This window comes from Chitinibacter sp. FCG-7 (genome assembly GCF_040047665.1).
Taxonomy (GTDB): domain Bacteria; phylum Pseudomonadota; class Gammaproteobacteria; order Burkholderiales; family Chitinibacteraceae; genus Chitinibacter; species Chitinibacter mangrovi.
In genome coordinates this window covers 593,874-620,722 of the sequence record NZ_CP157355.1, presented here as the reverse complement: position 1 = coordinate 620,722, position 26,849 = coordinate 593,874, and the positions used below count along the sequence as shown (strand labels likewise).

Below are 26,849 nucleotides of genomic sequence, written 5' to 3'. Positions count from 1 at the left end.
TGGATCGAAGATGGCATTAGAAATCCGCGAGATTGAATTTTCCGAGTACGAGCGCGCTGCCGAGGTGGTCTGGGCTTCGTTCCTGCACCTTGCAGCGCAATATCAAAGCACTGCTGGCATCGAGCAATTTAGGCTCTTTGCTCAAGCCAGCGAAATCCGCGCGCGCGATGCGGTGGGCGGTCTGTGCCATGTGGCGGTGATTCAAAACACCATCATTGGCGTGCTGCAGGCACGCGCCGACTCGCATATTGCACTGTTATTTGTGCTGCCCGAATTTCAAAGCCGTGGCGTTGGCCGAGCGCTGATCCGTGCAGCTGATGCACAGCAGCGCTTGCTCACAGTCAACGCCAGCCTCAATAGCGTCAACGCCTATATGCGCTATGGCTTTATGCCGATTGGTGCCGAGCAGCTTAGCGATACCGGCATTCGTTTTGTGCCGATGAAGCGGTTTTGACGCGTATGAATGTCCCGCTGGATGCTCGCAATTTGTCAGCTTCAGGCTATGCTAAAGAGTCGATATTCCGGTAGATCAGCTTTGTCATGGATTTTTTACTTCCCGAATCGACATCAACTGTGAACGAGATCTTGCCGCCCTGGAAAGTGGTGGTGATTGATGACGAACGTGATATTTTTGAAGTTACCCGTTTATCGCTCTCGCGCGTCAAAGTGGACGGGCGACCGCTTGAACTGCTGTACGCCGATAGTGCCCGCAGCGGCTATGAATTGCTCAGCATGCACCCGGACGTGGCGGTGGCTTTTATTGATGTGGTGATGGAGTCGCCCGAAGCGGGGCTGGAGCTGGTCGAGCGCATCCGCTCCGAAATGAAAAATCATTCACTGCGCATTATCCTGCGCACCGGGCAGGCCAATCAGCATCCTGAAGAAGTCGTGATTCAGGAATATGATATCAACGACTACAAAGCCAAAACCGAGCTGACCAATATCAAGCTCAAAACCTGTATTTACGCCGCTATCCGCTCTTACCGCGATATAGTCACCATCCGCAATACCCAGCACGGCATGGAAAAAGTCATTGCCTCGTCGCAAGCCGTGCTCCGCAGCCGCACCTTGCACCAGTTTGGCTCGGCGGTTTTGCAGCAGCTGCTTGATCTTTTGAATATCCAGAGCAGCGAGGTCTATCTGGTGTCGCAATCGGTCGATCTGTACGGCGACAAAGTCAATCATGTGCTGGCCGCCACCGGCGAGAATATCTCGGTGCAGGATGATTTAAGTACGCCCGTGCTGCCGGATCATGTGCGCGAGCTGGTCAATTACGTCAATGCGGGCGGCGATAATCATCTGCCGGGCGCGGCGTTCTTGGCCCGTTTCCAGGTGGGTGAAAGCTCGTCAAATGTGCTCTATGCCAGCCTGAATCAGCCGCTGGATGCGCTGCAAACCAAGCTGCTGCAAATGTTTGCCAGCAATGTCGCGCTGATTTTCGAGTCGCTCTACACCAAGGAAAACATCCAGGAAACGCAAAAAGAGCTGCTGCTGGTGATTGGTGACGCGATTGAGCAGCGCTCAAAAGAAACTGGCATGCATGTTCGTCGCGTGGCGCTGATGTGCGAATTGCTGGCGCAAAAACTAGGGATGTCGGCCGAGTTTTGCGAAACCATCCGTTACGCATCGCCCTTGCACGATATTGGCAAGATCGGCATCCCCGAGCATATCCTGCACAAGCATGGCAAACTGGACGCGGCCGAATGGGCCATTATGCAGACTCATGCCGAGCTGGGTTATCAGCTGCTGAAAAAAACCAAGCGCGTTATTGCCAAAATGGGCGCGATCATCGCCAGAGAACATCATGAAAAATGGGATGGCAGCGGTTATCCGCGTGGGCTGGCGGGTGAACAAATCGCCATCGAGGCCCGGATTATGGCGATTGTCGACGTCATCGACGCCCTCGGTTCACGCCGCGCGTACAAGGAGCCGTGGGACGATGCGGCGATTATTGCGCTGGTGCGTAGCGAGCGCGGCCGACACTTTGACCCTACGCTGGTCGATCTGGCACTCAGCCATTACGATGAGCTACTGGCCATCCGCCGCCAGCTGCCCGATATATCCGATCAAGGGCATTAACAGCCACTGGCCGTTGTGCCACTGTGGGCTTTTCGCTGGCTAATGTGCTGAAGTCGTGTTGATAGGCTTGATGAATTGCGGCCGCCACTCTTGCCCTTTCCTGAGGGAACAAAAGCCACACGCCAACGATCAACACGCAATAAGAATATTGCTTTTCACTGCATGAGGTTGGTTAATGAGCAGCTTGAATTTGAATCTGGCTCAGCTGGATGCCGCGCGTCGCGAGTGTCTGCAACTGGTCAATCAGCGTGCATGGGTGTCCGCTGCCGCGGCTGCAATTCCCGTGCCCGGCCTAGATGTGGGCGCCGATGTGGCGATTATGACGCGGATGATTGAGCAGATTAATGAAAAATTTGGCCTGCGCGAGCAGGACGTAGCGCGGCTGGACGAGCAAACCCGGCAGCGCCTGCTGGTGATTATCACCTCCATTGGCAGCTCGCTGATTGGGCGCTACGCCAGCAAGGAGCTGATTATTCTGGCTCTGAAACGGGTTGGCGTGCGTATGGCCTCCAAGCAGGCCGCCAAATTTGTGCCGCTGCTCGGGACAGCCATTGCCGCAGGCGTCAGCTATGGCGCCATGCGCTATCTGGGCAATGCCCATATCGAAGACTGCTACCGGGTGCTCAGGCAGGCCATCGTTGAAGCAGACTTCAGCGCTTAAAGATCATACTTTCTGCCGATCAGCCTGCGGCACATCAACGCAGTTCGCTGGCTCTATCGATGTTTTCCTTTCAGTCCGGCCACGCAGGAGATTGCAGTGTCCATATTGGCTTTGTTGTATCTGATGATCATCTTGCTGGGCTTGATGGCCTCGATTGTCGCGTTCAAGCGCCGCTCCTGCCTTGGACTTGGCCTTTTGGGGGCCGCCAGCGGCTTGGGCTTGCTGCTGCTCGCAAGTTTTCTGTATGGCTTGTTTTACGCTTTTGGCTTCTGGCACGGCTCAGCCAGACCAGGGCTTGAGTCGGCTTTTAGTTATGCCATTCTGGCGGTGATTACAGTTGGCGTGCCTGCGATGATTGCAGGTAGCTGGTGTGCTGTGTTGATGGCCCGCTTTTTCCATTCCCGAGATTGAATGCTGAGTCTTTTAAGGGGTATTGCCCTGTAGCTATTTTCTGTTCTGATTTGTAGAGCAATACCCGCGTACAACATCAACGCCCCAGTCTATCGCTTCGCCCCGGAGCAAGCTGCGCTGGTCAAGCCCGCGCAAAGAATGGAAAATGGCGGCTGACCTTAGCCCTGTTTTGCAAGCAGGTGGCTAAGGAAACACTTCCTGACCATTGATTGGCTGCCCCATTTTCATGACGCTAAATACCATTGAACACCTGATTATCCACCAACTGCACAAAGAGCCTAACGGCCCGGCGCGTGTCGCGCTTGGTACTGCGCCGCTGGCGATCAATAGCGCGTCTCAGCGTCTGGTCGATCATTTGTGCGAGTTGTATGGCACGCGCAATGGCAAAGGTTTTGGCAAATTCGATCTGGACGACGCCAGCTTTGCCATGCCCAAACTTATTCAGCAATTTGCTGCTGAACAAAGCATTGATTTCTTGAGCTTAAGCCAGCAGATGATGGCTGAGCTGCAAACGCGCGCCGAGGCCGAGCCGCTGGCCAGCGGTGGCTATGTGCTGATCGCACAGGTGAGCAATGCTGCGATGCAGTTTATTTTTATCGCCATCATTAGCGAAGTGATCGGCACGGCAATGAGCGACGAGATGAATGTGGCCGATAGCATTCATCTGGATATGGATCATCTGCGCGTGGCCGGGCGGATTGATCTGGGCAGCTGGAAAAACGGTGGTGAGCGCTACGTGAGCTTTCTGCGTGGCCGCGGCGATGTGGCAGGGTATTTCAAAGCTTTTCTCGGCTGCAACGACGTTAAAACGCCGCTGAAAGAAACGCAAAAATTGGTCAAAGGACTGGAAGCCTTTGCTAACGAGCAGGCGATTGCCGGTAACGAGCGTGACGAGCTATTCCAGCGCGCGCATTCCTACCTGGATGCGCTGGGCGACGGGCAAGGCGAAGTCGATCTGGCGACGGTGGCCGAGCAGGTCTTTCCCGAATCGCCCGCGCAACTGCAAACGGCGCTGCAAAGCGATGAGCTGGGCATTAACGATGGCTTTGTCCCCGACCGCCGCGCGATCAAGCCGCTAATGCGGTTTAAGGCCAATGGAGCGCAATGGAAGCTGGAGTTTGACCGCGCCAGCCTGCGCAGCGGTGCGGTGATTTACGACAAATACAGCGACACGCTGGTGCTGTCGAATATTCCGGATGAGCTGAAAAAAGCCCTGCTTGATCAATAAGTACTGCTTGTTCAATCAGTAATCGTGCGTGCAGACTTCTATCTTGCTACTTAGTGCTGTTTCGCTGCACAAGCCACGATATACTACAAAACTTTCGTATCCCGTCGAATAAGGTTTGCTCTATGTTTTCGCGTCTGCGTCCTCTGATTGTCCTGATTTTGAGTGCCCAGTTGTTGTTGACTGGCTGTTCGGCTAATGCAGAAAAAACCAACCCGTCCAATGCGGTGTTGTGGAAAATAGAAATGGCCAACTCACCCGCATCGTGGTTGCTGGCCACAGTGAATACGCCCGATGGTCAGGATGTTGAATTCAAGCCCGAAGTCGAGCCCGCCTTGCTCAATTCCAAGTACATCGGCACCGAATACTACAACGACATGAATTCGTCGATTCAGCTGGCGCAGGCCATGCTGACCAAAGATGCGAGCCTGCAGGCTCTGCTTGGGCAGGAGCGCTACGCCAAAGTGCTGCCTTTGCTCGCTGCGCGCGGCTACCCGGAAAATGTCGCGGCCAAACTGCAGCCGTGGGCGGTGGCGATGCTGCTGTTTTCACCCAAGCAGGGCAAAGAAAACATCCCGATGGATGAATATGTCTTCCAGTACGCCACCGAAACCAACAAACCGTATTTTGCGATTGAAAGCATTGAGCAGCAGCTGGCGCCGTTTAAAAAGCTGCCTGCAGGCAAACAGATCATTCTGATTGATGGTTTGATCGCCAATCATGATGCACTGGAAAGCGCATTTGCCAGCAATATGGCCGCGTATCAGAAATCCAATCTGGACCCGATTGCACCGCTGATGCAGATCGAAACCATCGCCTTGCCCAAGCACGAGCAGGCCTGGTTCAACGTATGGCGCAAGGAGCTGAAAACCTCGCGCAACAAGATCATTATCGAGCGCCTCAAGCCCGCCCTGCAAAAAGGCGAGGCTTTCTTTACCGTTGCGGCAGGGCAGCTAACCGGTCAGGATGGTTTGCTCGCGGCCATGCGCGCTGCCGGTTATAAGGTGACAGCAGTCAAGGTGGAGCCTGCACAAAAATGATCTATACCCGTTTGGGCCAGAGCGAGCTTGAGGTTTCCCGGATCTGTTTGGGCACCATGACGTATGGCGAACAAAATAGCGAGGCGCAAGCGCACGAGCAGCTCGATTACGCCGTTGCCGCAGGTGTCAATTTTATCGATACCGCCGAAATGTACCCGGTGCCTGCCAAGGCGGCCACGCAGGGGCTGACCGAGCAATACATCGGTAGCTGGCTGAAAAACTGGTTGAAGAAGCAGCCACGCGATCAGCTGGTGATTGCCAGCAAAGTAGCCGGGCCCAATCGCGGGATGGACTGGATACGCGGTGGCCCGCAGTTAAACCGTGAGCAGATTATTGCTGCGTGTGATGCCAGCTTGAAGCGCCTGAATACCGACTATCTCGACCTGTACCAGATTCACTGGCCAGCGCGCCATGTGCCGATGTTTGGGCAGACCTACTACGAGCCCAGCCAGGAATACGCCCATGCCCCGGCCATTGCCGAGCAGCTGGCAGCGCTTGATCAGCTGGTTCGCGCTGGCAAGGTGCGCTATATCGGCGTCTCGAACGAGACTTCATGGGGGGTGTCGGAGTTTGTCAAAGTGGCCGAGCGCGAAAATCTGCCGCTGATCCAGTCCATCCAGAATGTCTACAACCTGATCAACCGCAATTTTGATCATGGCCTGGCTGAAACCTGCCATCGGGAGCAAGTGAGCCTGCTGGTCTACAGCCCGCTGGCTTTTGGCTTGCTGTCGGGCAAGTACATCGACAATCCGGCCAGCGCAGGGCGGATGACCCAGTTTGCCAATTTTGGCTCGCGCTATCTCAAACCGCATGTCACGCCAGCGGTGGCCGCCTACCATGAGCTGGCCAAAGCACATGGCCTGAGTACGGCACAGATGGCGCTGGCTTGGGTATACAGCCGCTGGTATGTGGCCAGCACCATCATTGGTGCGACCACTATGGCGCAATTGCGCGAGAATATCGCCGCGCAGGATGTGGTGTTAAGCGAGGCCATTCTGGCCGAGATCGAAGCCATCCACCGCCGCTGTACCAGCCCGGCGCAGTAAATCGCTACACCGGGCCGGGCAAATCAATGACCATCACCACTGCATTTTGATGGTGGCAATTTTGTCGAGCAATTGCTGCGTCACCTGCCGGTGATCTGCCCGATTGGGGTGCCACTGACAGGCGCTCAATTGCATCGCATCCAGCTGCAGATAATGGATGCGCTGATTGCCAGCGGCCTGCTCGGCGTCAACCACTGCCCGCACATTCGGCCGCTGCTGATCGTCCGGCCAGAGCTTCATGGCGGTCACAATGATGTGCGGCGTTTTGTAGCGGGCATTCAGTGTTTTGATCAGCTCGCGATAGGCCGCCTGAAAATCCTTGGCACGCTGTTCGGTATTGCGTTGCTCACCCGGATTGACCGGAGTGGAAAAGTCATTCACACCCAGACCGATGACTACCAATTGCGGCTGCCAATGGCTGTCGGGTTTGCTGTTGGCGTCGGTTTGCAGCTGACGCGTGTAAAAAGTACGGAAATCACGGTCGGGCAGGTTGCCATTCCAGTTGCGAATCAGCCCCATGCCCGACATCGCATTGGTTTGCCATTGTGCGCCCAGCTGGCGGGAAAGCTGGATGGCAAAACCCTGGCTGATGTCAGTGCTGCTGCTGATCTCAGCATCGCTGCAATCGCGTTGATTCGAAAGATTGGCCAGCGCGGCGGTGAAAGAGTCGCCAATAAATTCAATTTTGCGTTGTGGCGTCGGTGCCGCCAGCCATTGGCCACCATCGAGCGTGAAGCCATACACGCTGCCCGCATAGTCTGGCGTTTCATTGCGCCGGATCAGCTCGATCCGGTGTTCGCCTGCGGCCAGATCGCGAATCCACACCGTGCGTTTGCCGCTGGCCGGGGAAATCTGGGCGACGGGCTGGCCGTCAATCTCAACGGCATAGTGGCTGCGCGCGTCATTGAGCACCACGCCAACGGCACTGCCTTGAAAGCGTGCGGCCATGGCGACACCAGGCCAGGTGGCTTGCCAATGATCGCTGTTTTGCACCCAGCGGCCCGAAAGCAGTAGCGGTGCGCTGCCGGCGTCGGCTGCAAACAGCGGGCCGGATAAGCTGGCGCAAGCCGCCACGAGAGCGGCTGCGCAGGCGCGGGTTAATTTGATTGATTTGATTGTCTGCATGAATGTCTCCTCCATGCCGACGATTGTACTGAGGTGTGCGGTAAAAGGCCTTGTCCGAAACGATCAGCCGATTTGTCCGGATCTGGCCTGCTTGCGCGCAGATGCAGCTTCGACAGGGAAGTACGTCGATGGTATGCTGGGGTATTGCGCTGTAGCTATTATCTATAAAGCTCTACAGAAATATACCCTGCCAGACCGAGAGCGTGGGCAGGCAGGGTAGTTTAGAACGGATCGGTTTAGAGTCGAGCTGTTTAGAACAGATCAAACACCAGCACTTCAGCGCCATGGCCTTGCTTGAGCGTCAGCGCTGTTTCATGCGTTAGCATGGCCGCATCGCCCGCTTTCAGCGCAATGCCGTTTACTTCAATACTGCCGCGGGCAATGTGTACATACAGTTTGCGGCCCATCTGGATGGCTTGCTCCAGTGCTTCATCGCCATCAAATAGCCCCGCGTACAGGCGAACATCCTGATGAATCAGCACCGAGCCATTGCTGGCATCCGGGCTGGCCACCAAACGCAGCTGGCCGCGTTTGTCGTCATCGGAGAAGATTTTCTCTTCATACGACGGCGCAATGCCTTTTTGCCCCGGAATAATCCAGATTTGCAGCAAATGCGTCTCTTCGGTGTCGCTGGGGTTAAATTCGCTATGCCGAACGCCGGTGCCCGCGCTCATGCGCTGCACATTGCCGGGGCGAATTAGCGAACCATTACCCATGCTGTCTTTATGCTCGATGGCGCCCGACAGCACATAGGTGATGATTTCCATGTCCTGATGTGGGTGCATGCCAAAGCCCATGCCAGCCGCGATCCGATCATCGTTAATCACGCGCAGCGCGCCAAAGTGCATATGCGCCGGGTCGTAGTATTCGGCAAAGGAAAAGCTGAAGTTGGAATCAAGCCAGCCGTGGTTGGCGTGGCCACGTTCTTCGGATTTGCGTAAGGTAATCATGCTTTTCTCCTTCAATCTATTTGAATGGTGTATGCCATAATAAGCTTGAGATAGCGGCTTTGATAGCCAAAAGTTCTGCCTGAATCATTCAAAAAATTGGAATAAATATGCTGCGCCTAAGCCTGGAATCGCTAGAAATCCTCGACGCCATTGCCCGCCGGGGCAGTTTTGCCGCCGCCGCGGAGGAAGTCCACCGCGTGCCCTCAGCGGTGACCTATATGGTGCGCAAGCTGGAAGACGATATGGGCGTGCCGATTTTTGACCGCAGCGGCCATCGCGCCCAGCTTACCGCCGCTGGGGTGGAATTGCTCAATGAAGGTCGCCATTTGCTGCGCGCGGCCAATGAGCTGGAGTGCCGGATCAAGCGCATTGCCACGGGCTGGGAAACCGAGCTGGCGATTGTGGTCGATACCATTATTCCCTTGCAGCTGCTGATTCCGCTGCTCAAGCAATTTGACGCGATCAATTCGGGCACCCGGGTGCGGTTTTTGCATGAATCGCTGGGGGGTAGCTGGGAGGCTTTGCTCGAACGCCGTGCCGATATTATCGTCGGCGCGATTGCGCAGGGGCCATCGGGCGGCGGTTATTCGACGCATGCGTTGGGTGAATTTCGTAGCGTGTTTGTCGTCTCGCCCGATCATCCGCTGGCCAGCGCACCCGAGCCTTTATCGTCACAGGTGCTGATGCAGCACCGGGCGGTGGTGGTGCCCGATAGCGCGCGGCAGATGCCGACGTATTCCTACAATATTCTGTCCGGACAGGATATTTTGCGCGTGCCCAGCATGGCGGACAAAGTGGCGGCGCAGGTCGCCGGCTTGGGTTGTGGCTATCTGCCGTTGCCATGGGCGCAACCGTATCTGGAGCGCGGCGAGCTGGTGATCAAAGCGGTATCGGAAGTGCGGCCACAATCGCGATTGTGCCATGCCTGGCGCAGCCAGGACGTGGGGCAGGCACTGAAATGGTGGGTGGAGACTTTAACGACAACGCCGGTGATCCAGCAATGGCTCTCAAGTGGTGTTGCCGCTAATTAGTAGGGTATTGCCATGTAGATTAGGCTGAGTTTGGTCTATGTGGCAATACCATGATAGGTATTTAGTGGTGCGTGCCTTGCGATACCGAATTGAGCAGCTTGTCGGTGTAGGCCAGTGCGGCGGCTGAAACCAGGAAGGCCAGGTGGATGATGACCTGCCATTTCATCGTTACTTCGGCCATTTGCGCCGCATTGATAAAGGTCTGCAACAGGTGGATCGACGAAATGCTGATAATCGCCATCGACAGTTTGACTTTCAGCACCGTGGCGTTGACGTGATCGAGCCATTCGGGCTGATCGGGATGGCGATCAATGCGCAGGCGCGAGACAAACGTCTCGTAGCCGCCCACCGTCACCATCAAGAGCAGGTTGGCAATCATCACCACATCAATCAGGCCCAGCACGGCCAGCATGATTTGCGTTTCGGATAAGGTCGTCAGATTGCTCATCATGGTGTAGAGCGCAGCCAGAAATTTATAGGCGTAAACGCCTTGCACAATGATCAAGCCCAGATAAATCGGCAATTGCAGCCAGCGGCTGGCAAAAATCACTTTGCCCAGCAGTGGCGTTGATTCTGTGGCAGCGTAGGGATGTTTTTCCATCAAGCTAAATCCTGTGTGTTTCCGAGGGGCTGATTGTCGCTGTTGCGAGGCGGCATCGCAAGCGCATCGTGCCGCGTAAAACGGTGCCCGGCAATATAAAAAACCCCTTTGCGCCAGCGGCAACAAAGGGGTGGAGTTTAAGCAGACAGTCTGGATGCTTATTTGATCGCTTCAACCTGGATGCGCAGGGTTACTTCGTCGCTCACCGCTGGCACATAAGCTGCCATGCCAAACTCGCTGCGTTTGATGGTGGCTACGGCATCAGCACCGCAAGCTGGTTTTTTGCTCATCGGGTGTGGCGAGCATTTGAAAGCAGTTACATTCAGCGTCAATGGTTTGGTCACACCCAGCAAGGTGAAATCGCCGCTCACGCTGCTCAGCTTATCGCCGTCAAATTTGAAAGACTTGCCTTTGAAAGTGATCGTCGGGAATTTTTCTGCGTTGAAAAAATCTTCGCCTGTCAGGTGTTTGTCACGCGCAGCCCAGCCGGTGTTCAGGCTGCTGGCATCAATGGTGATGTCGGCGCTGCCGGTTTTCTTTTCCTGATCCAGCGTGATGGTGCCGCTGGTTTTGTAGAATGAACCGCGCTGGGTTGAGTAACCCAGGTGATTGATTTCAAAGCTGGCAAAAGTGTGCGATGGATCCACGTTATAGGTTTCTGGCGCAGCAACGGCACTCAGGGTGGCGGCAGACAGAATTGAGGCAAGGATCAGTTTTTTCATGCTGAGATACTCCGGTTGGGTATAAAAAAGTGGTCGATTTGATTAGTTTTCCAGCCTGAGCGCCTTACCTTGCCATACCGCAGTACGGCTTGGGGCTTTGACGCTTGGCCAGCCAACTTTTGCACAGGTACTTATTTTCCAGCTTTGCCGGTTAATACCAGCTTGTATTTCACAGTCACTTCATCAGCCACTGTGCCGGTGTCGGCCCATGCGCCGTCACCGAGTTTGTAATTCAGACGCAAGAGCGGCACCGAGCCTTCCAGAATCAGCTCTGCACCTTGCTGCTTGGCGCTCATTTGGCCCACCACATCGCGGCTAATGCCTTTGATCGTCAATTTGCCTTTAGTTTCAAATTTGCCACCGCCCAGCGCTTTGACGCTGGTGGCGGTAAACGTGCCTTTTGGATTGCTGGCCACGTCAAACCAAGCTTTTTTCTTCGCTTCGGCGTTGCCATCGGGGCCGCCAACGTCAATGCTGGCCAGATCGACCACGATTTGCGCTTTGGCGCTTTCTGGCTTGGCTGGGTCAAAATCAATCGCCGCCGTGTAATTTTTGAACAGGCCATCGGCCGGCGTATTCATCTGGCTAAAAGTAAAACCGATCCGGCTTTTTTGTGGCACCACGGTTTGTGCCGCTTGCGCCCCCAGGGCGCTAAACAGGAAAGTGGCGGCAAGAATAGAACGCAACATGATTATATTTCTCCAGTCAGTTAAGTTATCGTTTCAAGAAAGGTAGCATGCGTGCCAGCGTACCATCCTTGTCGATGAAATAGTGTTTCAGTGCCCCGGCAACGTGAAGTGCAATACAGAGCATCAGGCCATTGGCCAGCCATTCATGTATTTCTTTCAGCGTGTGTGCCATCTCTTCATTCGGGCTGATCAGATCGGGCATTTGCCAGATGCCGTACAGCATCACCGGATAGCCTTTGGCCGACGTCAGCAGCCAACCCACCAGCGGTAAAGCCAGCATCAACAGGTAGAGCAGGTGATGCACACCCAGCGCCATTTTGCGTTGTAGCGCGGGCAGATTGGGGTCAATCGCTGGTGTGCCACGGACTAATTTGTAAGCCATGCGCAGCGCAAAAAGGATCAAGACCGTGATGCCGGCCCATTTGTGCCAAGCGATCAGTTGCAGTTTCAGTTTGAATGTTGCAGGTGCCAGCGGCGTGTTATCAAAAGTCCAGACCAGAATAAATGCCGCCAGAATCAATAAGGCCGTGAGCCAGTGCAGGCCAATCTGCAGCGCATTGTAGTTGCTTGGTTGCGGTGATTTCATAAGAGTTCCTTATTCAGTAATTCTGAATCTGAGTTGGATATTAAAGGGCGAGACTTTCTATTGATAGCAAAAATACTTGTATTGACTATTCAAAAAATTTGAATGTATGCCATCTTTTGCGCCAGATCAGAGGCCCGTGGTGATTTGCCTGCGCATGCGCGCTGGAAAACCAGTAGAATTGCGCGGCAAACTTTGAGGCATTAAGGAGATGAGATGGAAGACATTGAAAAGTTCATCGGTGGGTTTCGCCGTTTCCAGCATAAGTATTTTGGCGAACACAGCTCTTTGTTCGAAGAACTCAAGCAAGGACAAAGCCCGAAAACTTTATTGATTGGTTGTTCCGACTCACGTGTAGATCCGGCCCTGCTGATGGATTGCGATCCGGGTGATCTGTTTGTAGTGCGCAATGTGGCCAATCTGGTGCCACCTTATGAAACCGATGGTGCTTTTCACGGGGTATCTTCGGCTATCGAGTATGCCGCAGTGCATCTGGAAGTGAGCAAAATCATCGTGCTGGGCCATTCGGCTTGCGGCGGTATTCGTGCGTTGATGCAAAATCCCGAATCCAAAACCGAAGCCAATTTTGTCGGCCGCTGGGTGCGGATTGCAGAAAATGCCCGCGAACAAGTGCGTCGCGAGTTGTCGCACAAAGACGAAGAGCGCCAGATTCGCGCCTGCGAAATGGCCGCGATTATTGTTTCGCTCGATAATCTGATGAGTTTCCCCTTTATTGCCGAGCGTGTTGAAGCCGGTAAGCTGAGCCTGATTGGCTGGTATTTCGATATTCAGCAGGGGGCTTTGTATGATTTTGACCAAAGTATCAGCCGCTTCCGCCCTTTGGTCACGGCGATTGAGAGCAAGTAATTCAGGCCTAATGCCCAGAAAAAAGCCCGTCAGATTTGACGGGCTTTTTTGTTGAAGGTTTACTTCTTGGGCAACCAGCCCTCGATTTTGCCGATGATGTCTTTGTGGTCCGGCTCGGTCATCGAGCTGTACGCGGTGACTGTTTTGCCATCGGGTGCAATCAGGTATTTGTAGAAATTCCATTTCGGGCTGGTGTCCGACGCCTTGATCAGTTGCTGATAAAAGGGATTGGCACTTTTGCCGATGACGCTGGTTTTTTCCATCATTGGAAATTCAACCATATAGGTGAGTTTGCAAAACTCGCCAATTTCGGCATTGGTTTCCAGCTCCTGCTTGAAATCATTGGACGGAAAGCCAATCACCAGCAGGCCACGCCCTTTGTACTGATCGTACATTTTCTCCAACTTGGCAAACTGCTTGGTAAACCCGCATTTGCTGGCCGTGTTGACCACCAGGATCGGCTTGCCCGCATACTGGCATAAATCAAAAGGCTGACCTTGCAATGTTTTAAATTGATGCTGGAGTATAGGGCTGCAGGCAGCGCTAGCTAATCCGCTCATGAATATACCTCCGATAAGTATTGCTAGCCGCATGGTGGAACTCCAGCAAAAAGTTGTTTCCCCGGTTTCATTGGGAATGGCCGCAGTGGGACATCAATTGCTTAAAACAGTTCCTTGAACATACTGCGCAATTGGGTGGCCACGCCATGATTTTCATTGCTGCCGATCACGGGTAAAGCAGGGTGGGCGGCTTTGAGTTTCTCACTGGCATTGGCCATCACGAAAGCCTGCCCGGCAACACCGAGCATTTCAATGTCGTTCTGTCCGTCGCCAAAAGCGATGCAGTGCGCCTTGTCCGAATCAAGCCGCGCCAGCACAGCTTGTAAGGCGTGCCCTTTGGACACGGTGGGCGCCATCACTTCTAAGCAATCGTGCGCGGAGAAGGTGATATACACCTGATCGCGGTACTGGGAGAGAATTTGGGCCTCGATCGCCGTCAGCGTGTCATGCTCGCCAACGTATAAGATCTTGGCCATGCCTTCGCCACTGTGATTTTTCAAATCGCAAACCTGATAGCCAAAACCGGAGTCTTTGTAATACACCCCAACCAGTTCAGGGCATTCGCGCTCAACCAGCCAGCCTTCATCCACGTAGGCATTCAGCAGCGTGTCGCCAGAAAACTCAGGCTGCATCAGCGTGCGCGCCAGTGCCGGATCGATATTTTCCGCATAAATTTCCTGATCATCAGGCGCATGCACGCGCGCACCGTTGGAGGTAATCAGGTGGGCGGCAACACCCAGCACGCTACGGATGCCTTTGACATCAAGAAAGTGGCGGCCAGTGGCGATGGTGATGTTGATGCCATTGGCAGCCAGAGTCTGGAATGTTTCAGCTGTGTAAGGATCAACTTTGTGTTCAGAGTCGAGCAGGGTGCCATCAAGGTCGGTAACGATCATCGTGTGCATGTAATCAGGGTTCCAGCGTGGTGAGTTGGAATATTCTACGCCAGAGCAGACAAGCGGTGCCTGCGTAATAATGCCAATAGGGTTACACCCTAGGCTATGCGCGGTTCTTTACTTTGCCGGTCGTATGGATGCTATTTCTCCTTGCGACAAGGCAAGGGTTTGTATCAACTTTGTGGCTCAATTCAGAGCATGATTGATCGAAACGCCTGCAAGCATTTGATGGCTAACTAGGTGCCCACAGGCTTTAATTTTGCGCCATGCGCGTGCGCGCTAGCGGCGGGTTTTTGGCGAAGTAACGTTTAATCCCTTTGAACAGCGCTTGTGCCATTTTCTGCTGATATTCTTCATTGATCAGCTTTTGCTCTTCAGCCGGGTTCGAGATAAACGCGGTTTCCACCAGTACCGAGGGGATGTCTGGTGCTTTTAACACGGCAAAGCTGGCTTGCTCGACATGCGGTTTGTGCAGACGGTTGATGCCGCCCAGCTCGCCCAGCATGGCTTTGCCCAATTTCAGGCTATCGTTGATCGTGGCCGTGGTGGTCAAATCAAGCAGGGTTTTGCGCAAATCCTCCCCACCTTTGACTTTCACGCCGCCAATCAGATCGGCGTCATTTTGTGTTTGTGCCAGCCAGCGCGCTGCCGTGCTGGATGCACCACCTTCGGAGAGGGCAAACACCGAGCTGCCGTTGGCATCCGGGCGAACAAAGGCATCGGCATGGATGGAAACAAATAAATCAGCCTGCACCGCACGCGCTTTGCGCACCCGCACGCCCAGTGGCACAAAAAAATCGGCGTCACGCGTCATTACGACGCGGAAATTGGGCTCGCTTTGCAGCAGATCGCGCAAGCGTTTGGCAATCTGCAATACCACGGCTTTTTCATGCGTGCCGCTCGGGCCCACGGCACCAGGGTCTTCGCCGCCGTGCCCAGGATCGAGCACCACGGTGATGAGCCGGTCGACTTTGAGTTTGTTGCGATCGACGCTTTCAGCCGGTTTTTTGTCGGCCAGCTTGGCCGGCTCGCTGGCTTTGCCGGTTTCAGCGCTGGCTTTGTTGCTACTGCTGGCCTGGCTGGCATTTTTGTCTGCTGGCAATGGCGGCGGCACAGCGTCCATTTTGAGCTGTGTATTGTCGTTCAGAAAAGCGAGCAATTCGTCATTTTGCACCGCAGGGTAAAGATCAATCACCAGACGGTTTTTATATTCGGCCACCGGTGGCAGCGTAAAAACCTGCGGTTTGACGACGGTTTTCAGATCCAGCACCAGCCGTACCACGCCTGGTTTGTTGCGGCCAGCACGCAGTAATTTGATATAAGGGTCGTCTTCGCCAACTTTGCCGGCCAGACTTTGCAATTCGTTATTGAGGTCAACACCTTCCAGATCCACCACCAGCCGCTCCGGGTCTTTGAGCAGAAACTGCTTGAAGGTGAGCGGGGCGCTCGATTCGATGGTGACACGGGTGTAGGCGTTGGCAGGCCAGACGCGGACTGCCACGACGCTGGCGCTGGCGGCCGCCAGGCCGACCGGTGCGACCGACAGCAATAGCGTGGCGGCCAGTCCGCGCAGCACGTCGCGCCGCTCCAGCATGGGCTGGTCGGCGTGGTTTAGATTGCTTGTGATTTCAGGCTGTTCAGACATGCCAAACCTAATGGAGTATTTGCATTTAGCCGCAGGCGGCGACCTTCGTTTTCGGGGGCCAATTCAATCAGCCAATCGGGCGCTGGCAATTGGCCTGCGGCTTTGTCGGCCCATTCGATCAGACAAACCGATTCGCGATTGAAGTAGTCACGAAACCCAGCGTCTTCCCATTCTTCAGGATCATTAAACCGATATAAATCAAAGTGATAAAAGTATAAGCTAGAAACAGCATAAGGTTCAACCAGCGTATAGGTGGGGCTTTTGACCCGGCCTGTAAAGCCCAGACCGCGCAAAACGCCACGCGTGAGCGTGGTTTTGCCTGCGCCCAGATTGCCATCCAGAAATACCGTCATGCCCGGCAAGATTGCGTGCGCCAATTGCGCGCCAAAGGCGATGGTGGCGTCTTCGTCGCTTAGAAAAACTGAAAAAGCGTTATCATTGGCTTGCATTGACGCAATCATCCGCTGTTAAAAAGTTAAACTCATGAACCACACCAGTGCCCAATCCGCCCCCGATTATCAGCAGCTGGCGCAATCGATCAAAAGCTGGGCGCAAGAGCTTGGTTTTGCCCGCGCCGCCATCAGCGGCATTGATCTGAGCCACGCCGAAGCCGGTTTGAGCGAATGGCTGGCCAAGGGTTTCCACGGCGAGATGGATTATATGGCAAGGCATGGGCTAAAACGCGCCCGCCCTGCGGAATTAGTACCGGGCACGGTGTCGGTGATCACTATTTTTATGCCGTATCTGGCCGCAGGGCAAGCGCCAGATGCCATTCTGGCCGATACATCCAAGGCGTATATTTCGCGCTACGCGCTGGGGCGAGATTATCACAAAGTTTTGCGCCAGCGTCTGCAGCAGCTGGCAGACAAAATCAGCGCTGTTGCTGGCGAGTACGGCCATCGGGTGTTTGTCGATTCTGCGCCGGTGCTGGAGGTGGAAATCGCCAAGCAGGCCGGGCTGGGCTGGCGCGGGAAACATTCTTTATTACTTAATCGCGAATTTGGCTCGTTCTATTTTCTGGGCGAGCTGTTTACCGATCTGCCACTGCCCGCTGATCCGCCGCTGCCCAAAGAGCACTGTGGCAAATGCACCGCCTGTATCGAGGCCTGCCCGACGCAGGCGATTGTGGCGCCATATCAGGTCGATGCGCGCCGCTGTATTTCGTATTTGACGATTGAATTGAAAGGGGCAATTCCGCTGGAATTTCGCCGCGCTATCGGCAACCGGGTTTACGGTTGCGACGATTGCCAGTTGGTGTGTCCGTGGAACCGCTTTGCCGCGCACAGCGCCGAGACTGATTTTGCCATTCGCCATGGGCTCGATGATGTGAGTTTGCTCGAACTGTTTGGCTGGACTGAGGCCGACTTCACGCAAAAAATGGCGGGTAGTCCGATCTACCGGATTGGTTATGCCAAATGGCTGAGTAATCTGGCGATCGGCTTGGGCAATGCCAGCCCCAGCGCAGCGATTGCCAGCGCTTTACTCGCCCGGCGGCATGATGAGAGCGAGCTGGTGCGCGAGCATGTGGAATGGGCTTTGCGCAATGCCGGATATGTGGAGAACGAGTAGGGTTGATTTGGGGTATTGCTCTGCAGCTAAATAAGAATAAGGGTTGGCGATAAATACCCATTGTATTTTTTGAGATTGAACGCAATGCTACCTCACACCTCACACCTCACACCTCACACCTCACACCTCACACCTCACACCTCACACCCGTCTACCGTGGCCGCTTGCTGGAAATGAGCTGGTCGATTGTCAGCAGTGCCTGGCTGATCTGGATGGGTTTGCCCAGATAAGCGCTAAAACCGCTGCGCAGGGCTTCGCTGATTTGCTCGGGCATGGTGTTGCCCGATAGTGCAATGCATGGTGTTGAACGAGTGCGCGAGTGCTGCTGTAATTGCTTGAATATCTCGGCGCCGGTGGCGTCGGGCAATTGCTGATCGAGCAAAATCAGGTCGGGGTCGACATGCCGTGCCAGCGCAATACCTTCCTCGCCGCTGCTGGCCAGAAAAAGCTGATAAGTCGGTCTTTGTTTGGCCAGAATATTCTGCATCAGCTTTTGCGATAGCAAATCGTCTTCGATATACAAAATGGTGCGGCTGTGCTCGTCAATGGTAAATGGCAGCAGCGCCGGGCCTTGATCTGGTGCGCGGCTCATCGGCAATTCGATCCAGAAGCAGCTGCCAACATCGGGCTCGCTGCTCAGGCCGATTTTGCCCTGCATCAGCTGCGCCAGCTTTTGCGTAAACGCTAGGCCAATGCCAGTGCCCTCAACCAGGGTTTGTGCTTTGCCAACGCGACTAAAGGCGCTGAATAATTGCGCCTGATCAGCCGCTGAAATGCCAACGCCGGTATCGCGCACCTTGATTTGCCAGTGTTCATGCTCGCCCTGTTCCACCGAGACATACACCGTGCCGGCCGGGCGATTGTATTTGATGGCGTTGGAAATCAGATTGAGCAACATCTGCCGCAATCGGCGCACGTCGGCCAGCACATAGCAATCGGTCGGTACTGGGTCGATCGAGAGCGTAATGCCTTTGTCTTTGGCCAGCACTTGCGTGAGCTCGACCACCTCGTGAATGCAGCGCTCGACCGAGGTGCTCTCCAGCCTAAGCGCCAGCTTGCCCGCTTCGATACTGGCCAGATCGAGTACCTCGTTGATCAGCTCGAGCAAATGTTGCCCGGCTCGGTGAATATACGCGCCCAGAACCTGATGCTCGTTCTGCGGATCGGCTTCGATAACCTGGGCAAAGCCCAGAATCGCGTTCAGCGGCGTGCGCAGCTCGTGGCTCATATGCGCCAGAAAATCGGATTTGGCCTTGTTGGCCTGTTGTGCCTGATCGCGGGCAATGCGTAATTCGGCTTCGGTGGCTTTGAGCGCCGAAATATCATGAAAGCAGAACAGTCGGCCTATCGGCCCATCGCGGTATTGTTGCGGGCCGCTATTAATTTCAAATGCGCGCCCGTCGCTAAGCTGGAAGGTTTGTTGCTCCTCCAGATACGGGTCGTGATAAAGCCGCTCGACCCAGCGCTCAAAGCGCTGCTTTTCCAGTAGCAAATCGATCAGTTGCGCCAGCAATGGGTGAAAACTGGTTTCGCCTTGCAGTTGCCAGGGGCAGATCTGCGTCAGTCGGTGGTTAAAATTGACGACTTTGCCTTCCAGATCGGTCACCAGAATGCCGTCGATGGTTGATTCCAGCGTGGCGGCCAGCAGCGAGCTGGTGCGGGCGCTTTCTTCTTCCAGCCTTTTGCTGGCGCTAATATCGCAAGCCGAGATGACATACAGCGTTTCGCCGTCCTGCTCTACCACACGGATGCTTTTGCTGACGTGCAAAAATTGCCCGTTCAGATGCAGGTATTCGCCCTCGACCTGCAAGATTTCCTGCGCGCCGGATTGGCGCACGTCTTCCCAGAAAAACACATCCTGCAGGCCGACTTCGATAGCCGAGATAGTCATCGTTAGCAATTGTTCGCGCTGATAGCCCAGCAGCGTTTCACAGGCCGGGTTGGCGGCAATAATCCGTTCATCGCTGGCTCTGACCACCAGAATGGCTGTGGTGCAGTAATCACTGAGCAGGGTGTGCTCTAACATATTCAATTGGTCTCGCTGGGGCTGAAATAGTAGGTCATGCGCTTGCGCGGATTTAGGTAGGCCAGCACCGGGCGCGGTAGCTGGCTGGCTTTGAGTGCCTTGCTGATATTGAGCTCCGGGTAGCGTTCCAGATCCAGCACCATGGCCTCTTCGCGCACCAGCGCCGGATCATGCACCAGCACTTGCGGTTTGAGCGGGCGGGATGCGTTGACGGCAACGACTAGGCCAAAATGTTCGTTGGAGAGCTGAACCAGCGTGCCGGGCGGATATACGCCCAGGCTGCGGATCAGGATATTCATCGGCACCGGGGCAAATTTGGCTTTCTGATGCGAAAACATCATCGACAGCCCTTCGTGCGGTGTCAGCGAATCGGCCGGATTGATCTTGTTGCAATAGTTGTCATAGGCGTTAACGATGGCCAGAATGCGCGCCAGCGGGTCGATATCATCCAGCTTGAGCTGCCGTGGGTAGCCGCTGCCGTCGCATAACTCGTGGTGCTGGCCGATAATGCGCAGCACTTCCGGCGGCAGACCAGCGCGCTTGGCGGCATCGACACCCCATTGGCAATGCTGCTCGTACAGGCTGCGCTCGGCGCGGTTGAGTGCTTCGGTTTTCAGCAGGATTTTATCGGGGACTTCCACCTTGCCAATATCGTGCATCAGCGTGGCCATGCCCAGGTGTTCGATTTGCGCCCGCTCAAGCTTCATTTCGCGCGCCAGCAGCATGGCTAGCACGGTGGTATTGAGCGAGTGGAAATACAGATCATCGCCCATGGATTTTTCATTCATCAGATGAATGGCGATGTCATTATTACTCAGCAGCGAATCGAGCATGGTGCCCAGCAATTGCTCGGCGGCGGCGATGGTTTCGCGCGGATTGCTGTGGATTTCCTTGTTCAGCTTGCGCACGGTATTGGCTGCCTGGCTAAAAGCCTTGGTGCATTCGGCCAGCTGCGCCTTGCGCCGCTCCTGCTCGGCCTGGCGCTGCCGTTTGGCTGCCAGCTCGGCGATAATGGCGGGATCTGGCAGGGCTGGTTCGGCTGCTTCGCTGCGCTGTACTGGCTCGGCTGCGAGCATTGCAGCAGGCTGGCAATCGCTTTTTTCGGGCACATAGCGGATTTGCTTGAGCCCCATTTTTTTTAGCGTATTAATCTGCTCGTCAGATTTAAGCTTGAAACTGCCAAACGGGAAGGGGTGATCCATCCAGTGCAAATCCAGATGAATAAATAATCCGATTTGCAATTGATCCGGGGTGATAAACAATGCGGAGTCTTCTTGAGTCATTACGCAATCTGGCACGGATGAAATCGGCTTTTAGTATGACGCATTTTCTCTCCTTTGCTGTGAATAAATATCGCAAGAATAGTGAACACCATGTCGCCATTAATGATCTATCCGCTGGGTGAAACAGCGCTGGTTTTGCAGGCCGGAGCCGGTGAGCAAGCCCGGCTGATTGCCATTGCCCGCCAGCAGGCGCACAGCGTTGCGTTGCGCGGCTATCAGCTGATTCTGGGCGTGGGTAATCTGACTGTGCGTTTTAACCCGCTACAGCAATCGGCCGATGAAGTATTGGCGTGGTTACAACAGCAGTGGGCGCACAGCGCACAGACGCTGGACGATGTTGCTCCAAGGTTGCACCAGATTGGCGTGTGCTACGGCGGCGAGGCCGGGCCCGATCTGGCCGACGTGGCCGCGCACTGCGGCTTGTCGGTATCGCAATTGATCGAAGCGCACAGCAGCGCGGTGTACGAGGTGCTGTGCATCGGTTTTCTGCCCGGCTTTCCCTATCTGGCCGGATTGCCCGCCAGCCTGGCCACACCCCGGCGCGCCGAGCCTCGTGTGCGCGTGCCTGCCGGATCGGTCGGCATTGGCGGCGCGCAAACCGGCATTTATCCGTGCGAAAGCCCTGGCGGCTGGCAACTGATCGGCCGCACCGGGCTGGCTTTGTTTGATCGCCACGCCAATCCGCCTTGTCGCTTGCAAGCGGGCGACAGAGTGCGCTTTGTGCCACAGGAGCGGGGATGACGAAGATGAAATCAGCGCCGCCCTTGATTTTGCGGGTTGAAAAAGCCGGCTTGCAAAGCACGGTGCAAGATTTGGGGCGGCCGCAAGGCGCCAGCTGGGGTTTGCCCGTCGGCGGTGCGGCAGATGCTTTGGCGCTGCAAGTGGCCAATCTGCTGCTGGGCAATCCACACGATGCGGCGGCATTGGAAATCACGTTGGGTGGCTTTCGCGCTCAATTTGCGCACACCAGCTCGTTTGCACTTTCCGGTGCCGATTGCGAAGCGCGGCTCGATGGCCGTCGCCTGTTGCCCAATGCGGTGTATCGCGGCTTAAAGGGGCAGATCCTCAGTCTGGGCGCGCCGCAGCAGGGCGCACGCAGTTATCTGGCTTTGCCGGGCGGGATTGATGTCCCTGAGCTATGGGGGAGCAGTTCAACCTTGCTGGCGGCGGCTTTGGGCGGTTTGGCCGGGCGTGCCTTAAAAAAAGGTGATCAGCTTTGCGCTGGGCTGCGTGATCATGCCAGGCCTGCCCTTGCTATCTCCATGCCCGAGCGCGGCCATCTGCTGCGCTTTATCGCTGGCCCGCAATGGGCGCAGCTGGGCAGCGAAGGGCAAAAACGGTTTGCTCAGCAAAGCTGGAAAATTGATATACAGAGTAACCGTATGGCTCTGAAGCTCAATGCTGGATTGCTTCAGATGGAAATACCCATCGAAATAGCCTCGCACGCCGTGCTGGCTGGCACAGTGCAATTGCCGCGTGGCGGCCAGCCAATGATCCTGCTCTGCGATGCACAGGTCACTGGCGGCTACCCGGTGATTGCACAAATTATTCAGGCTGATTTATGGCGACTGGGCCAGCTACGCGCAGGCGATACTGTTGCCTTGCAGCAAGTCGATCAGCCCGCCGCGCTGGCTGCACTTGCGCAGCAACAAGCCTGGCTGCAGCGCATCGAGGTAACGATTGCCCGGCAATGCCGCTAGCGTCAGCAGATTGCGCCGCCGCGCCTGACGTGGTGTACTCTCTTGCGCAAGCACCATTACCCTCTATTTGCTGCTGATCCGCTTATGAAAACTCATCTTGATTTAAACGCCGACCTGGGCGAAGGCTACCCTTTTGATGCGCAGCTGATGCCACTAATCAGCTCGGCCAATATTGCCTGCGGCGGCCACGCGGGCGATGTGGATAGCATCCGCGCCACTGTGCGTCTGGCGCATCGCCATGGTGTGCGCATTGGCGCGCACCCCAGCTACCCGGATCGGGAGGGCTTTGGCCGCAAAAGCATGACGCTCACCCCCAGCCAGCTGGTATTCAGCCTTACTGCGCAATTGTGGGCGATCAAAGCGGTCAGCATCGAAGATGGTATCTCGGTCGCCTACGTCAAACCGCACGGCGCTTTATACAACGACGCCGCGCGAGATTCGGTGCTGGCGCAGCAAATCGCCCAACTGATCCGCGAAATCGACCCCGATCTGGCCTTGATGGGGCTGGCTGGCAGCGAGCTGGTCAAAGCCGGGCGCAACGCCGGGCTGCAAGTGATCGAAGAAGGCTTTGCTGATCGCGCCTATCTGAGCGACGGCAGCCTGATGCCGCGCGATCAGCCCGGTGCCGTGCTTGAGCAGATCGACGAGGTGGTGGTGCAAGCCTTGGCGCTCAGCCAGCGGGTTGACTCGCTCTGCCTGCACGGCGACAACCCCGCCGCCATCGCCCAAGCGCACGCCATCCGCAGCGCACTGCAAAAGGCCGGTATCCGCATCAACGCCTACGCCAACCCGCGCGACGCGATTGTGGGCGATCCGGCTTTGAATGAAGTCATTGCTGATGATGATTGATGGGGTATTGCTCTGTGGGCTAATTAAATAATTGTCTTTAGGGTAATACCCATGGGTTATTTGTTTATGTTGATGATTGCCTACGATGTGAAGGGGATGCGGCTGGGAGCCTTTGAAATGAATGTCTGTATGGGCAAACATAAGCCTACTTAGCGGCTGAGCTGCGAGAAATCGATAATCGGCAGCCACTCCTTGCCATCGTGCAACATCGTGCCCCACAGCCCGGCCAGCAGCATGACGCCGTCGCCGACAGACAAATGACCTGCGCAGCTGTAGACCTTATGTGGTACATCGGCACGCTCGTGTTGGCCATCGGTGATCGTCCACAGCCCGTAATCGGAGGTGCACCACACGCGGCCGTCATGCCAGACCATGTCGCGGTAAGGCAGCGACATTTGGCCTTTGTAAATCATCTCCCAACGATTACCACGCCCGCGAAACACCGTGCCTTGCTCGGCACCGATATACACTTGGCCGTCGCCCGCGCAGCACACAGCCTCAAGCTGCATATTGCTAGGAAAAGGCAGTTGCTGCCAGCGCTCACCATCGAAATGCCAAGCATCGCCCTTACCGCCGACGGCGTAGATATCTGTTTTGCTGAAACCGTCGATGTCTTCAAACATCATGTCATTCCCTCTCGATGTTCTCATGTGGGCAAATGGTATTTCGTCATACCAGTGCCACTGGTTGCGGCCCATCCGGCGGCTAGACCGTGCAGTCGGTGGCAGTCACCCACAATTCGCCATCAATCGTCCGCAACCTAGTCAGCGCGCCGCGCATGCCAATGTGTGCCCCAGTGGCAGAACGACCATTGACCAAGTCGTCTTCAAAATCGTCGTCACCACTCCCGAGCGCATAGACAAAATCATTACGGGAAACAGCAACAAATTGCTCAATCGGCAATAAAGAGGCACCTGCTCTGGTAAAGGAGAGGTCTTCTAATTCAACGCCTTTCCAAGCTGGGGTACCAATTCGATTTGTGTGTTGAATGATTCGTGTTACTAGTTCATCCTTGGGTTTTATATCATCGGAAATATAATACTCTTCAAGAATGAAGCAGATTTCGTCTTTGTTTAGAATAACGCAATCGCTGATATAGAAACCTTTGACAAATCTTTCGTATGCTTTTTGATCTAATCGAGAATTCATGGTTTGCACTCTATGGTGAAAAATTTTGTATATAAAATTTAGCCCGCGTAGGTCCGATTAGCGAAGCGTAATCAGATGCATGTTTCAAATCATTTATACGTGTGACAGGGACAAAAATTGAGACTGAGATTGTTTACGAAAATGTTTATGGCCACGCGAAACTTGACATATAGCGCCACGACTGCATTGCGTGTTGTTGAGGCTTTCGACATAGATGGTGGGGGGGGGGGGCGGTGCATGGTAGCGGTGTACTCCGGGCAATGTCTGGATCAGTAAGCAGCAGCTGATTTGCTTGTGCCATTTTGCCCATCGCCTGTGAAATTGGGAGCATCCACATCAGAGCTCATTGCATCGCCAACCTGTTCAGCCTCTATGCCACCACTTCCATTCTTCAATAGAGTATTTGTTGTCGGACTGGGTATTGCCATATAGATCAATTTTTACATGGCTTCCAGCTCAATACCCTTCCACTAAATTTTAGCCAACCAGCCCAGCAAGGCGGTGCTGAGTTGCGGCTGGGTGCGGTCGCACATCATGGCGTGGCCGGCTTCGGCCAGCATGATGGGGGTGACGCTCCAGGCTTGGGCGGTGATTTGCACATCGCTAAACGGGATGATGCTGTCGTCGCCTGCGCCCAGTACCAGCACCGGAAATTTGGGAAAGCGGGGCAGGTTTTTCCACCACTGCGGCATCCATAGCTCGGATAGTGCGGTCATTGATTCGAGCTGTGCGTGTTGGGCAAAATCATCGACCATGCTCATCGGCGTGTTTTTGGCGAACAGCAGGTGCTGCAGCAGCGCTGATTCAGGTTTGCTGGTGTGGCCCAGCGCAAAGCTTTGTAGCCCCATTAGCAAATTGGGGTGCAGTGCCGACATATAGCTGAGCGAGCCCGATAATCCATACGGCGGAATGCTGGCGATTAGCGCCAGGCCTGCCACAATTTGCCGCTCGGCGATCTGTTGCGCCAGATAGCCGCCCAGCGAATGCCCGATCAGAATGCACGGCTGGCCGATCTGGCCGAGTGCTTGCTCAACGTCAGCCAGATAATCGTTCAGCGTGGCGCTGGCAAGCATCAGCGTGCCTTCGCTCTGGCCGTGGCCGCGCAGGCTCAGCGCGTAGCTTTCCCAGCCCGCTGTGGCCAGATCTTGCTGCACTTGCTGCCAGCACCACGCGCCGGCAAAAGCGCCGTGCAGTAATAATATCGGGGTGCGGTTGCCGGGCTGTACTGCGGGGACGTGTTGCAACTCAAGTTGCAGGGGCATGGCGGTTTTCCAGTTATTTCGGGTGTTTGGGGCTGATGGGCTCCAGCCCATCGACGGCGCGCAGCGCGCGCGACAGGCGCTGACCCAGGCTCATCAGATCAATGCTGTGCTGATCGGCGCGCTGGCGGCAATAGTGTTGCAGCGTTTTCTGCGCAGGCAGGCGTGAGCTATTAAAGCCGTACACAATCCGGTTGGCGCAGCCATCGGCACCAATGGCCAGCGCAGCATCGTCGAAAATGCTGCGAATGCGCTGGTAATAGCTCTCGAAACGCTTATCACTGCCCCACAGATTGACGACCAGTATGCCTTGCGGGCTAAGCCGGGTGCGGCACAGGTCAAAAAACGCATTGCTGGCGATATTGTCCGGCATGCCTTGTGGGCCGTAAGCATCGATCATCAGTACATCAAACTGCTGTGAGCTGGTTTTGAGCCAATCGGCACCATCGGCGCAATGCACGCGCAGGCGCGGGCTATCAAATGGAATCTGAAAATGATGCCCCAGATCAATCACACGCTGGTCGATCTCGGCCACGCTGATCTGGCTGTCTGGCAAATAGTGGTGGCAATACTTGGCCAGTGATCCGCCACCCATGCCTATCATGCCAATTTGCTGGGTATATTCCTGTATTAAAACACTACCAAGCATTGCACGCGTATACCCCAAGATTAAATCGTTGGGTCTGGCGCGTTTCATCCGGCTTTGTACGGTGGCCAGATCAAACATCAGCGAGACTTCGTCGCCCTCATCGTAGACAAAAGGCTTGCCCGATTCGGTTTCGAGCAGCAGGGCGGCAAAGCTGTCGCTAAAGAAATTGGTGGAGCTTGAAGTCACAAAAACCCTAGTTTGATCAAAGTGTAATCAGTGAGGAGGTCTAAACTG

At 55.1% G+C, this 26,849-nt stretch carries 29 protein-coding genes; 13 read left to right on the top strand and 16 right to left on the bottom strand.

The annotated features are described in order from the left end of the window. The first annotated feature begins 10 nt into the window (after positions 1-10). The 7 genes from ABHF33_RS02890 to ABHF33_RS02860 all read left to right on the top strand — a co-directional run bounded on the left by ABHF33_RS02890 (position 11) and on the right by ABHF33_RS02860 (position 6,462). The gene (locus ABHF33_RS02890; protein ID WP_348945556.1) at positions 11-454 is read left to right on the top strand and encodes a GNAT family N-acetyltransferase; all 444 of its coding nucleotides are present in this window, start codon (positions 11-13) and stop codon (positions 452-454) included. Positions 455-540: 86 nt separating this feature from the next. Further along, positions 541-2,079, top strand: coding sequence for an HD domain-containing phosphohydrolase (locus tag ABHF33_RS02885; protein ID WP_348945555.1), 1,539 nt, complete (start codon positions 541-543; stop codon positions 2,077-2,079). A gap of 175 nt (positions 2,080-2,254) precedes the next feature. Then, positions 2,255-2,740, top strand: a complete 486-nt coding sequence (locus ABHF33_RS02880) for a hypothetical protein (protein ID WP_348945554.1) — start codon at positions 2,255-2,257, stop codon at positions 2,738-2,740. A 96-nt stretch (positions 2,741-2,836) separates the two neighbouring features. Then, positions 2,837-3,151 carry a hypothetical protein gene (locus ABHF33_RS02875; protein ID WP_348945553.1) on the top strand — a complete coding sequence of 105 codons (315 nt, stop codon included), beginning with the start codon at positions 2,837-2,839 and terminating at the stop codon, positions 3,149-3,151. Between the two features lie 226 nt (positions 3,152-3,377). Further along, positions 3,378-4,379 carry a nucleoid-associated protein gene (locus tag ABHF33_RS02870; RefSeq protein ID WP_348945552.1) on the top strand — a complete coding sequence of 334 codons (1,002 nt, stop codon included), beginning with the start codon at positions 3,378-3,380 and terminating at the stop codon, positions 4,377-4,379. A gap of 122 nt (positions 4,380-4,501) precedes the next feature. After that, positions 4,502-5,416, top strand: a complete 915-nt coding sequence (locus tag ABHF33_RS02865) for a TraB/GumN family protein (RefSeq protein ID WP_348945551.1) — start codon at positions 4,502-4,504, stop codon at positions 5,414-5,416. After that, positions 5,413-6,462 (top strand): NADP(H)-dependent aldo-keto reductase, encoded by a 1,050-nt coding sequence (locus tag ABHF33_RS02860; protein ID WP_348945550.1) that lies wholly within the window; start codon positions 5,413-5,415, stop codon positions 6,460-6,462. Before ABHF33_RS02865 ends, ABHF33_RS02860 begins: the two co-directional genes overlap by 4 nt. A gap of 33 nt (positions 6,463-6,495) precedes the next feature. Here the strand turns inward: ABHF33_RS02860 and ABHF33_RS02855 are convergent, their stop codons facing one another. Beyond that, a complete protein-coding gene (locus ABHF33_RS02855; RefSeq protein ID WP_348945549.1) occupies positions 6,496-7,587 on the bottom strand; it encodes an SGNH/GDSL hydrolase family protein in 1,092 nt (363 codons plus the stop codon). A 251-nt stretch (positions 7,588-7,838) separates the two neighbouring features. Then, positions 7,839-8,537: a pirin family protein gene (locus ABHF33_RS02850; RefSeq protein ID WP_348945548.1), complete on the bottom strand. Its 699-nt coding sequence runs from the start codon at positions 8,535-8,537 to the stop codon at positions 7,839-7,841. Between the two features lie 107 nt (positions 8,538-8,644). Between ABHF33_RS02850 and ABHF33_RS02845 the strand changes: the two genes are divergently transcribed. After that, a complete protein-coding gene (locus tag ABHF33_RS02845; protein WP_348945547.1) occupies positions 8,645-9,568 on the top strand; it encodes a LysR family transcriptional regulator in 924 nt (307 codons plus the stop codon). Between the two features lie 61 nt (positions 9,569-9,629). Here the strand turns inward: ABHF33_RS02845 and ABHF33_RS02840 are convergent, their stop codons facing one another. The 4 genes from ABHF33_RS02840 to ABHF33_RS02825 form a co-directional block, all read right to left on the bottom strand. Further along, the gene (locus ABHF33_RS02840; RefSeq protein WP_348945546.1) at positions 9,630-10,169 is read right to left on the bottom strand and encodes a TIGR00645 family protein; all 540 of its coding nucleotides are present in this window, start codon (positions 10,167-10,169) and stop codon (positions 9,630-9,632) included. A gap of 158 nt (positions 10,170-10,327) precedes the next feature. After that, positions 10,328-10,891 (bottom strand): YceI family protein, encoded by a 564-nt coding sequence (locus ABHF33_RS02835; RefSeq protein WP_348945545.1) that lies wholly within the window; start codon positions 10,889-10,891, stop codon positions 10,328-10,330. 131 nt (positions 10,892-11,022) lie between these two features. Beyond that, the gene (locus ABHF33_RS02830; RefSeq protein WP_348945544.1) at positions 11,023-11,580 is read right to left on the bottom strand and encodes a YceI family protein; all 558 of its coding nucleotides are present in this window, start codon (positions 11,578-11,580) and stop codon (positions 11,023-11,025) included. Positions 11,581-11,605: 25 nt separating this feature from the next. After that, complete coding sequence (locus ABHF33_RS02825; RefSeq protein ID WP_348945543.1) at positions 11,606-12,166, bottom strand: cytochrome b; 561 nt, start codon at positions 12,164-12,166, stop codon at positions 11,606-11,608. A gap of 213 nt (positions 12,167-12,379) precedes the next feature. Between ABHF33_RS02825 and ABHF33_RS02820 the strand changes: the two genes are divergently transcribed. Next, the gene (locus tag ABHF33_RS02820; RefSeq protein WP_348945542.1) at positions 12,380-13,030 is read left to right on the top strand and encodes a carbonic anhydrase; all 651 of its coding nucleotides are present in this window, start codon (positions 12,380-12,382) and stop codon (positions 13,028-13,030) included. Between the two features lie 59 nt (positions 13,031-13,089). Here the strand turns inward: ABHF33_RS02820 and ABHF33_RS02815 are convergent, their stop codons facing one another. The 4 genes from ABHF33_RS02815 to tsaE form a co-directional block, all read right to left on the bottom strand. Beyond that, entirely contained in the window at positions 13,090-13,590 is a 501-nt protein-coding gene (locus ABHF33_RS02815; RefSeq protein WP_348945541.1) for a glutathione peroxidase, read from the bottom strand. A 101-nt stretch (positions 13,591-13,691) separates the two neighbouring features. Further along, on the bottom strand, positions 13,692-14,495 hold the full coding sequence (locus tag ABHF33_RS02810) for a Cof-type HAD-IIB family hydrolase (protein WP_348945540.1): 804 nt from the start codon (positions 14,493-14,495) through the stop codon (positions 13,692-13,694). A gap of 244 nt (positions 14,496-14,739) precedes the next feature. After that, a complete protein-coding gene (locus ABHF33_RS02805; RefSeq protein ID WP_348945539.1) occupies positions 14,740-16,131 on the bottom strand; it encodes an N-acetylmuramoyl-L-alanine amidase in 1,392 nt (463 codons plus the stop codon). Beyond that, positions 16,098-16,580, bottom strand: coding sequence for a tRNA (adenosine(37)-N6)-threonylcarbamoyltransferase complex ATPase subunit type 1 TsaE (gene tsaE / locus ABHF33_RS02800; RefSeq protein WP_348945538.1), 483 nt, complete (start codon positions 16,578-16,580; stop codon positions 16,098-16,100). Before tsaE ends, ABHF33_RS02805 begins: the two co-directional genes overlap by 34 nt. Positions 16,581-16,614: 34 nt before the next feature. On the opposite strand from tsaE, the gene queG reads away from it, so the two are divergent. Beyond that, positions 16,615-17,700, top strand: coding sequence for a tRNA epoxyqueuosine(34) reductase QueG (gene queG, locus ABHF33_RS02795; RefSeq protein ID WP_348945537.1), 1,086 nt, complete (start codon positions 16,615-16,617; stop codon positions 17,698-17,700). Positions 17,701-17,851: 151 nt separating this feature from the next. On the opposite strand, the gene ABHF33_RS02790 is transcribed toward queG, so the two are convergent. Together ABHF33_RS02790 and ABHF33_RS02785 are read right to left on the bottom strand one after the other, a co-directional pair. Further along, a complete protein-coding gene (locus ABHF33_RS02790) occupies positions 17,852-19,726 on the bottom strand; it encodes a PAS domain-containing hybrid sensor histidine kinase/response regulator (RefSeq protein ID WP_348945536.1) in 1,875 nt (624 codons plus the stop codon). Between the two features lie 2 nt (positions 19,727-19,728). Then, positions 19,729-21,009 carry an HD-GYP domain-containing protein gene (locus tag ABHF33_RS02785; protein ID WP_348945535.1) on the bottom strand — a complete coding sequence of 427 codons (1,281 nt, stop codon included), beginning with the start codon at positions 21,007-21,009 and terminating at the stop codon, positions 19,729-19,731. A gap of 90 nt (positions 21,010-21,099) precedes the next feature. Between ABHF33_RS02785 and pxpB the strand changes: the two genes are divergently transcribed. From pxpB to pxpA, 3 genes are all read left to right on the top strand, one after another. Continuing rightward, positions 21,100-21,750 carry a 5-oxoprolinase subunit PxpB gene (pxpB, locus tag ABHF33_RS02780; RefSeq protein ID WP_348945534.1) on the top strand — a complete coding sequence of 217 codons (651 nt, stop codon included), beginning with the start codon at positions 21,100-21,102 and terminating at the stop codon, positions 21,748-21,750. Next, the gene (locus ABHF33_RS02775; RefSeq protein WP_348945533.1) at positions 21,747-22,709 is read left to right on the top strand and encodes a biotin-dependent carboxyltransferase family protein; all 963 of its coding nucleotides are present in this window, start codon (positions 21,747-21,749) and stop codon (positions 22,707-22,709) included. The genes pxpB and ABHF33_RS02775 overlap by 4 nt, the downstream gene beginning before the upstream one ends. Positions 22,710-22,793: 84 nt before the next feature. Continuing rightward, positions 22,794-23,558, top strand: a complete 765-nt coding sequence (gene pxpA, locus ABHF33_RS02770) for a 5-oxoprolinase subunit PxpA (protein ID WP_348945532.1) — start codon at positions 22,794-22,796, stop codon at positions 23,556-23,558. Positions 23,559-23,707: 149 nt separating this feature from the next. Here the strand turns inward: pxpA and ABHF33_RS02765 are convergent, their stop codons facing one another. The 4 genes from ABHF33_RS02765 to ABHF33_RS02750 all read right to left on the bottom strand — a co-directional run bounded on the left by ABHF33_RS02765 (position 23,708) and on the right by ABHF33_RS02750 (position 26,801). Beyond that, a complete protein-coding gene (locus tag ABHF33_RS02765; protein ID WP_348945531.1) occupies positions 23,708-24,184 on the bottom strand; it encodes a WD40/YVTN/BNR-like repeat-containing protein in 477 nt (158 codons plus the stop codon). A 79-nt stretch (positions 24,185-24,263) separates the two neighbouring features. Next, positions 24,264-24,707 (bottom strand): hypothetical protein, encoded by a 444-nt coding sequence (locus ABHF33_RS02760; protein ID WP_348945530.1) that lies wholly within the window; start codon positions 24,705-24,707, stop codon positions 24,264-24,266. A 470-nt stretch (positions 24,708-25,177) separates the two neighbouring features. Beyond that, positions 25,178-25,969, bottom strand: a complete 792-nt coding sequence (locus ABHF33_RS02755) for an alpha/beta hydrolase (RefSeq protein ID WP_348945529.1) — start codon at positions 25,967-25,969, stop codon at positions 25,178-25,180. A 13-nt stretch (positions 25,970-25,982) separates the two neighbouring features. Continuing rightward, a complete protein-coding gene (locus tag ABHF33_RS02750; protein ID WP_348945528.1) occupies positions 25,983-26,801 on the bottom strand; it encodes a fused MFS/spermidine synthase in 819 nt (272 codons plus the stop codon). Positions 26,802-26,849: the final 48 nt, after the last annotated feature.

Coding starts and splice junctions, on each gene's coding strand:
- queG (WP_348945537.1), top strand. CDS start 16,615: ATGAACCACACCAGTGCCCAATCCGCCCCCGATTATCAGCAGCTGGCG.
- tsaE (WP_348945538.1), bottom strand. CDS start 16,580: ATGCAAGCCAATGATAACGCTTTTTCAGTTTTTCTAAGCGACGAAGAC.
- ABHF33_RS02845 (WP_348945547.1), top strand. CDS start 8,645: ATGCTGCGCCTAAGCCTGGAATCGCTAGAAATCCTCGACGCCATTGCC.
- ABHF33_RS02830 (WP_348945544.1), bottom strand. CDS start 11,580: ATGTTGCGTTCTATTCTTGCCGCCACTTTCCTGTTTAGCGCCCTGGGG.
- ABHF33_RS02855 (WP_348945549.1), bottom strand. CDS start 7,587: ATGCAGACAATCAAATCAATCAAATTAACCCGCGCCTGCGCAGCCGCT.
- ABHF33_RS02860 (WP_348945550.1), top strand. CDS start 5,413: ATGATCTATACCCGTTTGGGCCAGAGCGAGCTTGAGGTTTCCCGGATC.
- ABHF33_RS02835 (WP_348945545.1), bottom strand. CDS start 10,891: ATGAAAAAACTGATCCTTGCCTCAATTCTGTCTGCCGCCACCCTGAGT.
- ABHF33_RS02765 (WP_348945531.1), bottom strand. CDS start 24,184: ATGATGTTTGAAGACATCGACGGTTTCAGCAAAACAGATATCTACGCC.
- pxpB (WP_348945534.1), top strand. CDS start 21,100: ATGTCGCCATTAATGATCTATCCGCTGGGTGAAACAGCGCTGGTTTTG.
- ABHF33_RS02815 (WP_348945541.1), bottom strand. CDS start 13,590: ATGAGCGGATTAGCTAGCGCTGCCTGCAGCCCTATACTCCAGCATCAA.
- ABHF33_RS02890 (WP_348945556.1), top strand. CDS start 11: ATGGCATTAGAAATCCGCGAGATTGAATTTTCCGAGTACGAGCGCGCT.
- ABHF33_RS02865 (WP_348945551.1), top strand. CDS start 4,502: ATGTTTTCGCGTCTGCGTCCTCTGATTGTCCTGATTTTGAGTGCCCAG.
- pxpA (WP_348945532.1), top strand. CDS start 22,794: ATGAAAACTCATCTTGATTTAAACGCCGACCTGGGCGAAGGCTACCCT.
- ABHF33_RS02790 (WP_348945536.1), bottom strand. CDS start 19,726: ATGTTAGAGCACACCCTGCTCAGTGATTACTGCACCACAGCCATTCTG.
- ABHF33_RS02775 (WP_348945533.1), top strand. CDS start 21,747: ATGACGAAGATGAAATCAGCGCCGCCCTTGATTTTGCGGGTTGAAAAA.
- ABHF33_RS02850 (WP_348945548.1), bottom strand. CDS start 8,537: ATGATTACCTTACGCAAATCCGAAGAACGTGGCCACGCCAACCACGGC.
- ABHF33_RS02885 (WP_348945555.1), top strand. CDS start 541: ATGGATTTTTTACTTCCCGAATCGACATCAACTGTGAACGAGATCTTG.
- ABHF33_RS02755 (WP_348945529.1), bottom strand. CDS start 25,969: ATGCCCCTGCAACTTGAGTTGCAACACGTCCCCGCAGTACAGCCCGGC.
- ABHF33_RS02825 (WP_348945543.1), bottom strand. CDS start 12,166: ATGAAATCACCGCAACCAAGCAACTACAATGCGCTGCAGATTGGCCTG.
- ABHF33_RS02870 (WP_348945552.1), top strand. CDS start 3,378: ATGACGCTAAATACCATTGAACACCTGATTATCCACCAACTGCACAAA.
- ABHF33_RS02880 (WP_348945554.1), top strand. CDS start 2,255: ATGAGCAGCTTGAATTTGAATCTGGCTCAGCTGGATGCCGCGCGTCGC.
- ABHF33_RS02840 (WP_348945546.1), bottom strand. CDS start 10,169: ATGGAAAAACATCCCTACGCTGCCACAGAATCAACGCCACTGCTGGGC.
- ABHF33_RS02805 (WP_348945539.1), bottom strand. CDS start 16,131: ATGTCTGAACAGCCTGAAATCACAAGCAATCTAAACCACGCCGACCAG.
- ABHF33_RS02820 (WP_348945542.1), top strand. CDS start 12,380: ATGGAAGACATTGAAAAGTTCATCGGTGGGTTTCGCCGTTTCCAGCAT.
- ABHF33_RS02810 (WP_348945540.1), bottom strand. CDS start 14,495: ATGCACACGATGATCGTTACCGACCTTGATGGCACCCTGCTCGACTCT.
- ABHF33_RS02785 (WP_348945535.1), bottom strand. CDS start 21,009: ATGACTCAAGAAGACTCCGCATTGTTTATCACCCCGGATCAATTGCAA.
- ABHF33_RS02760 (WP_348945530.1), bottom strand. CDS start 24,707: ATGAATTCTCGATTAGATCAAAAAGCATACGAAAGATTTGTCAAAGGT.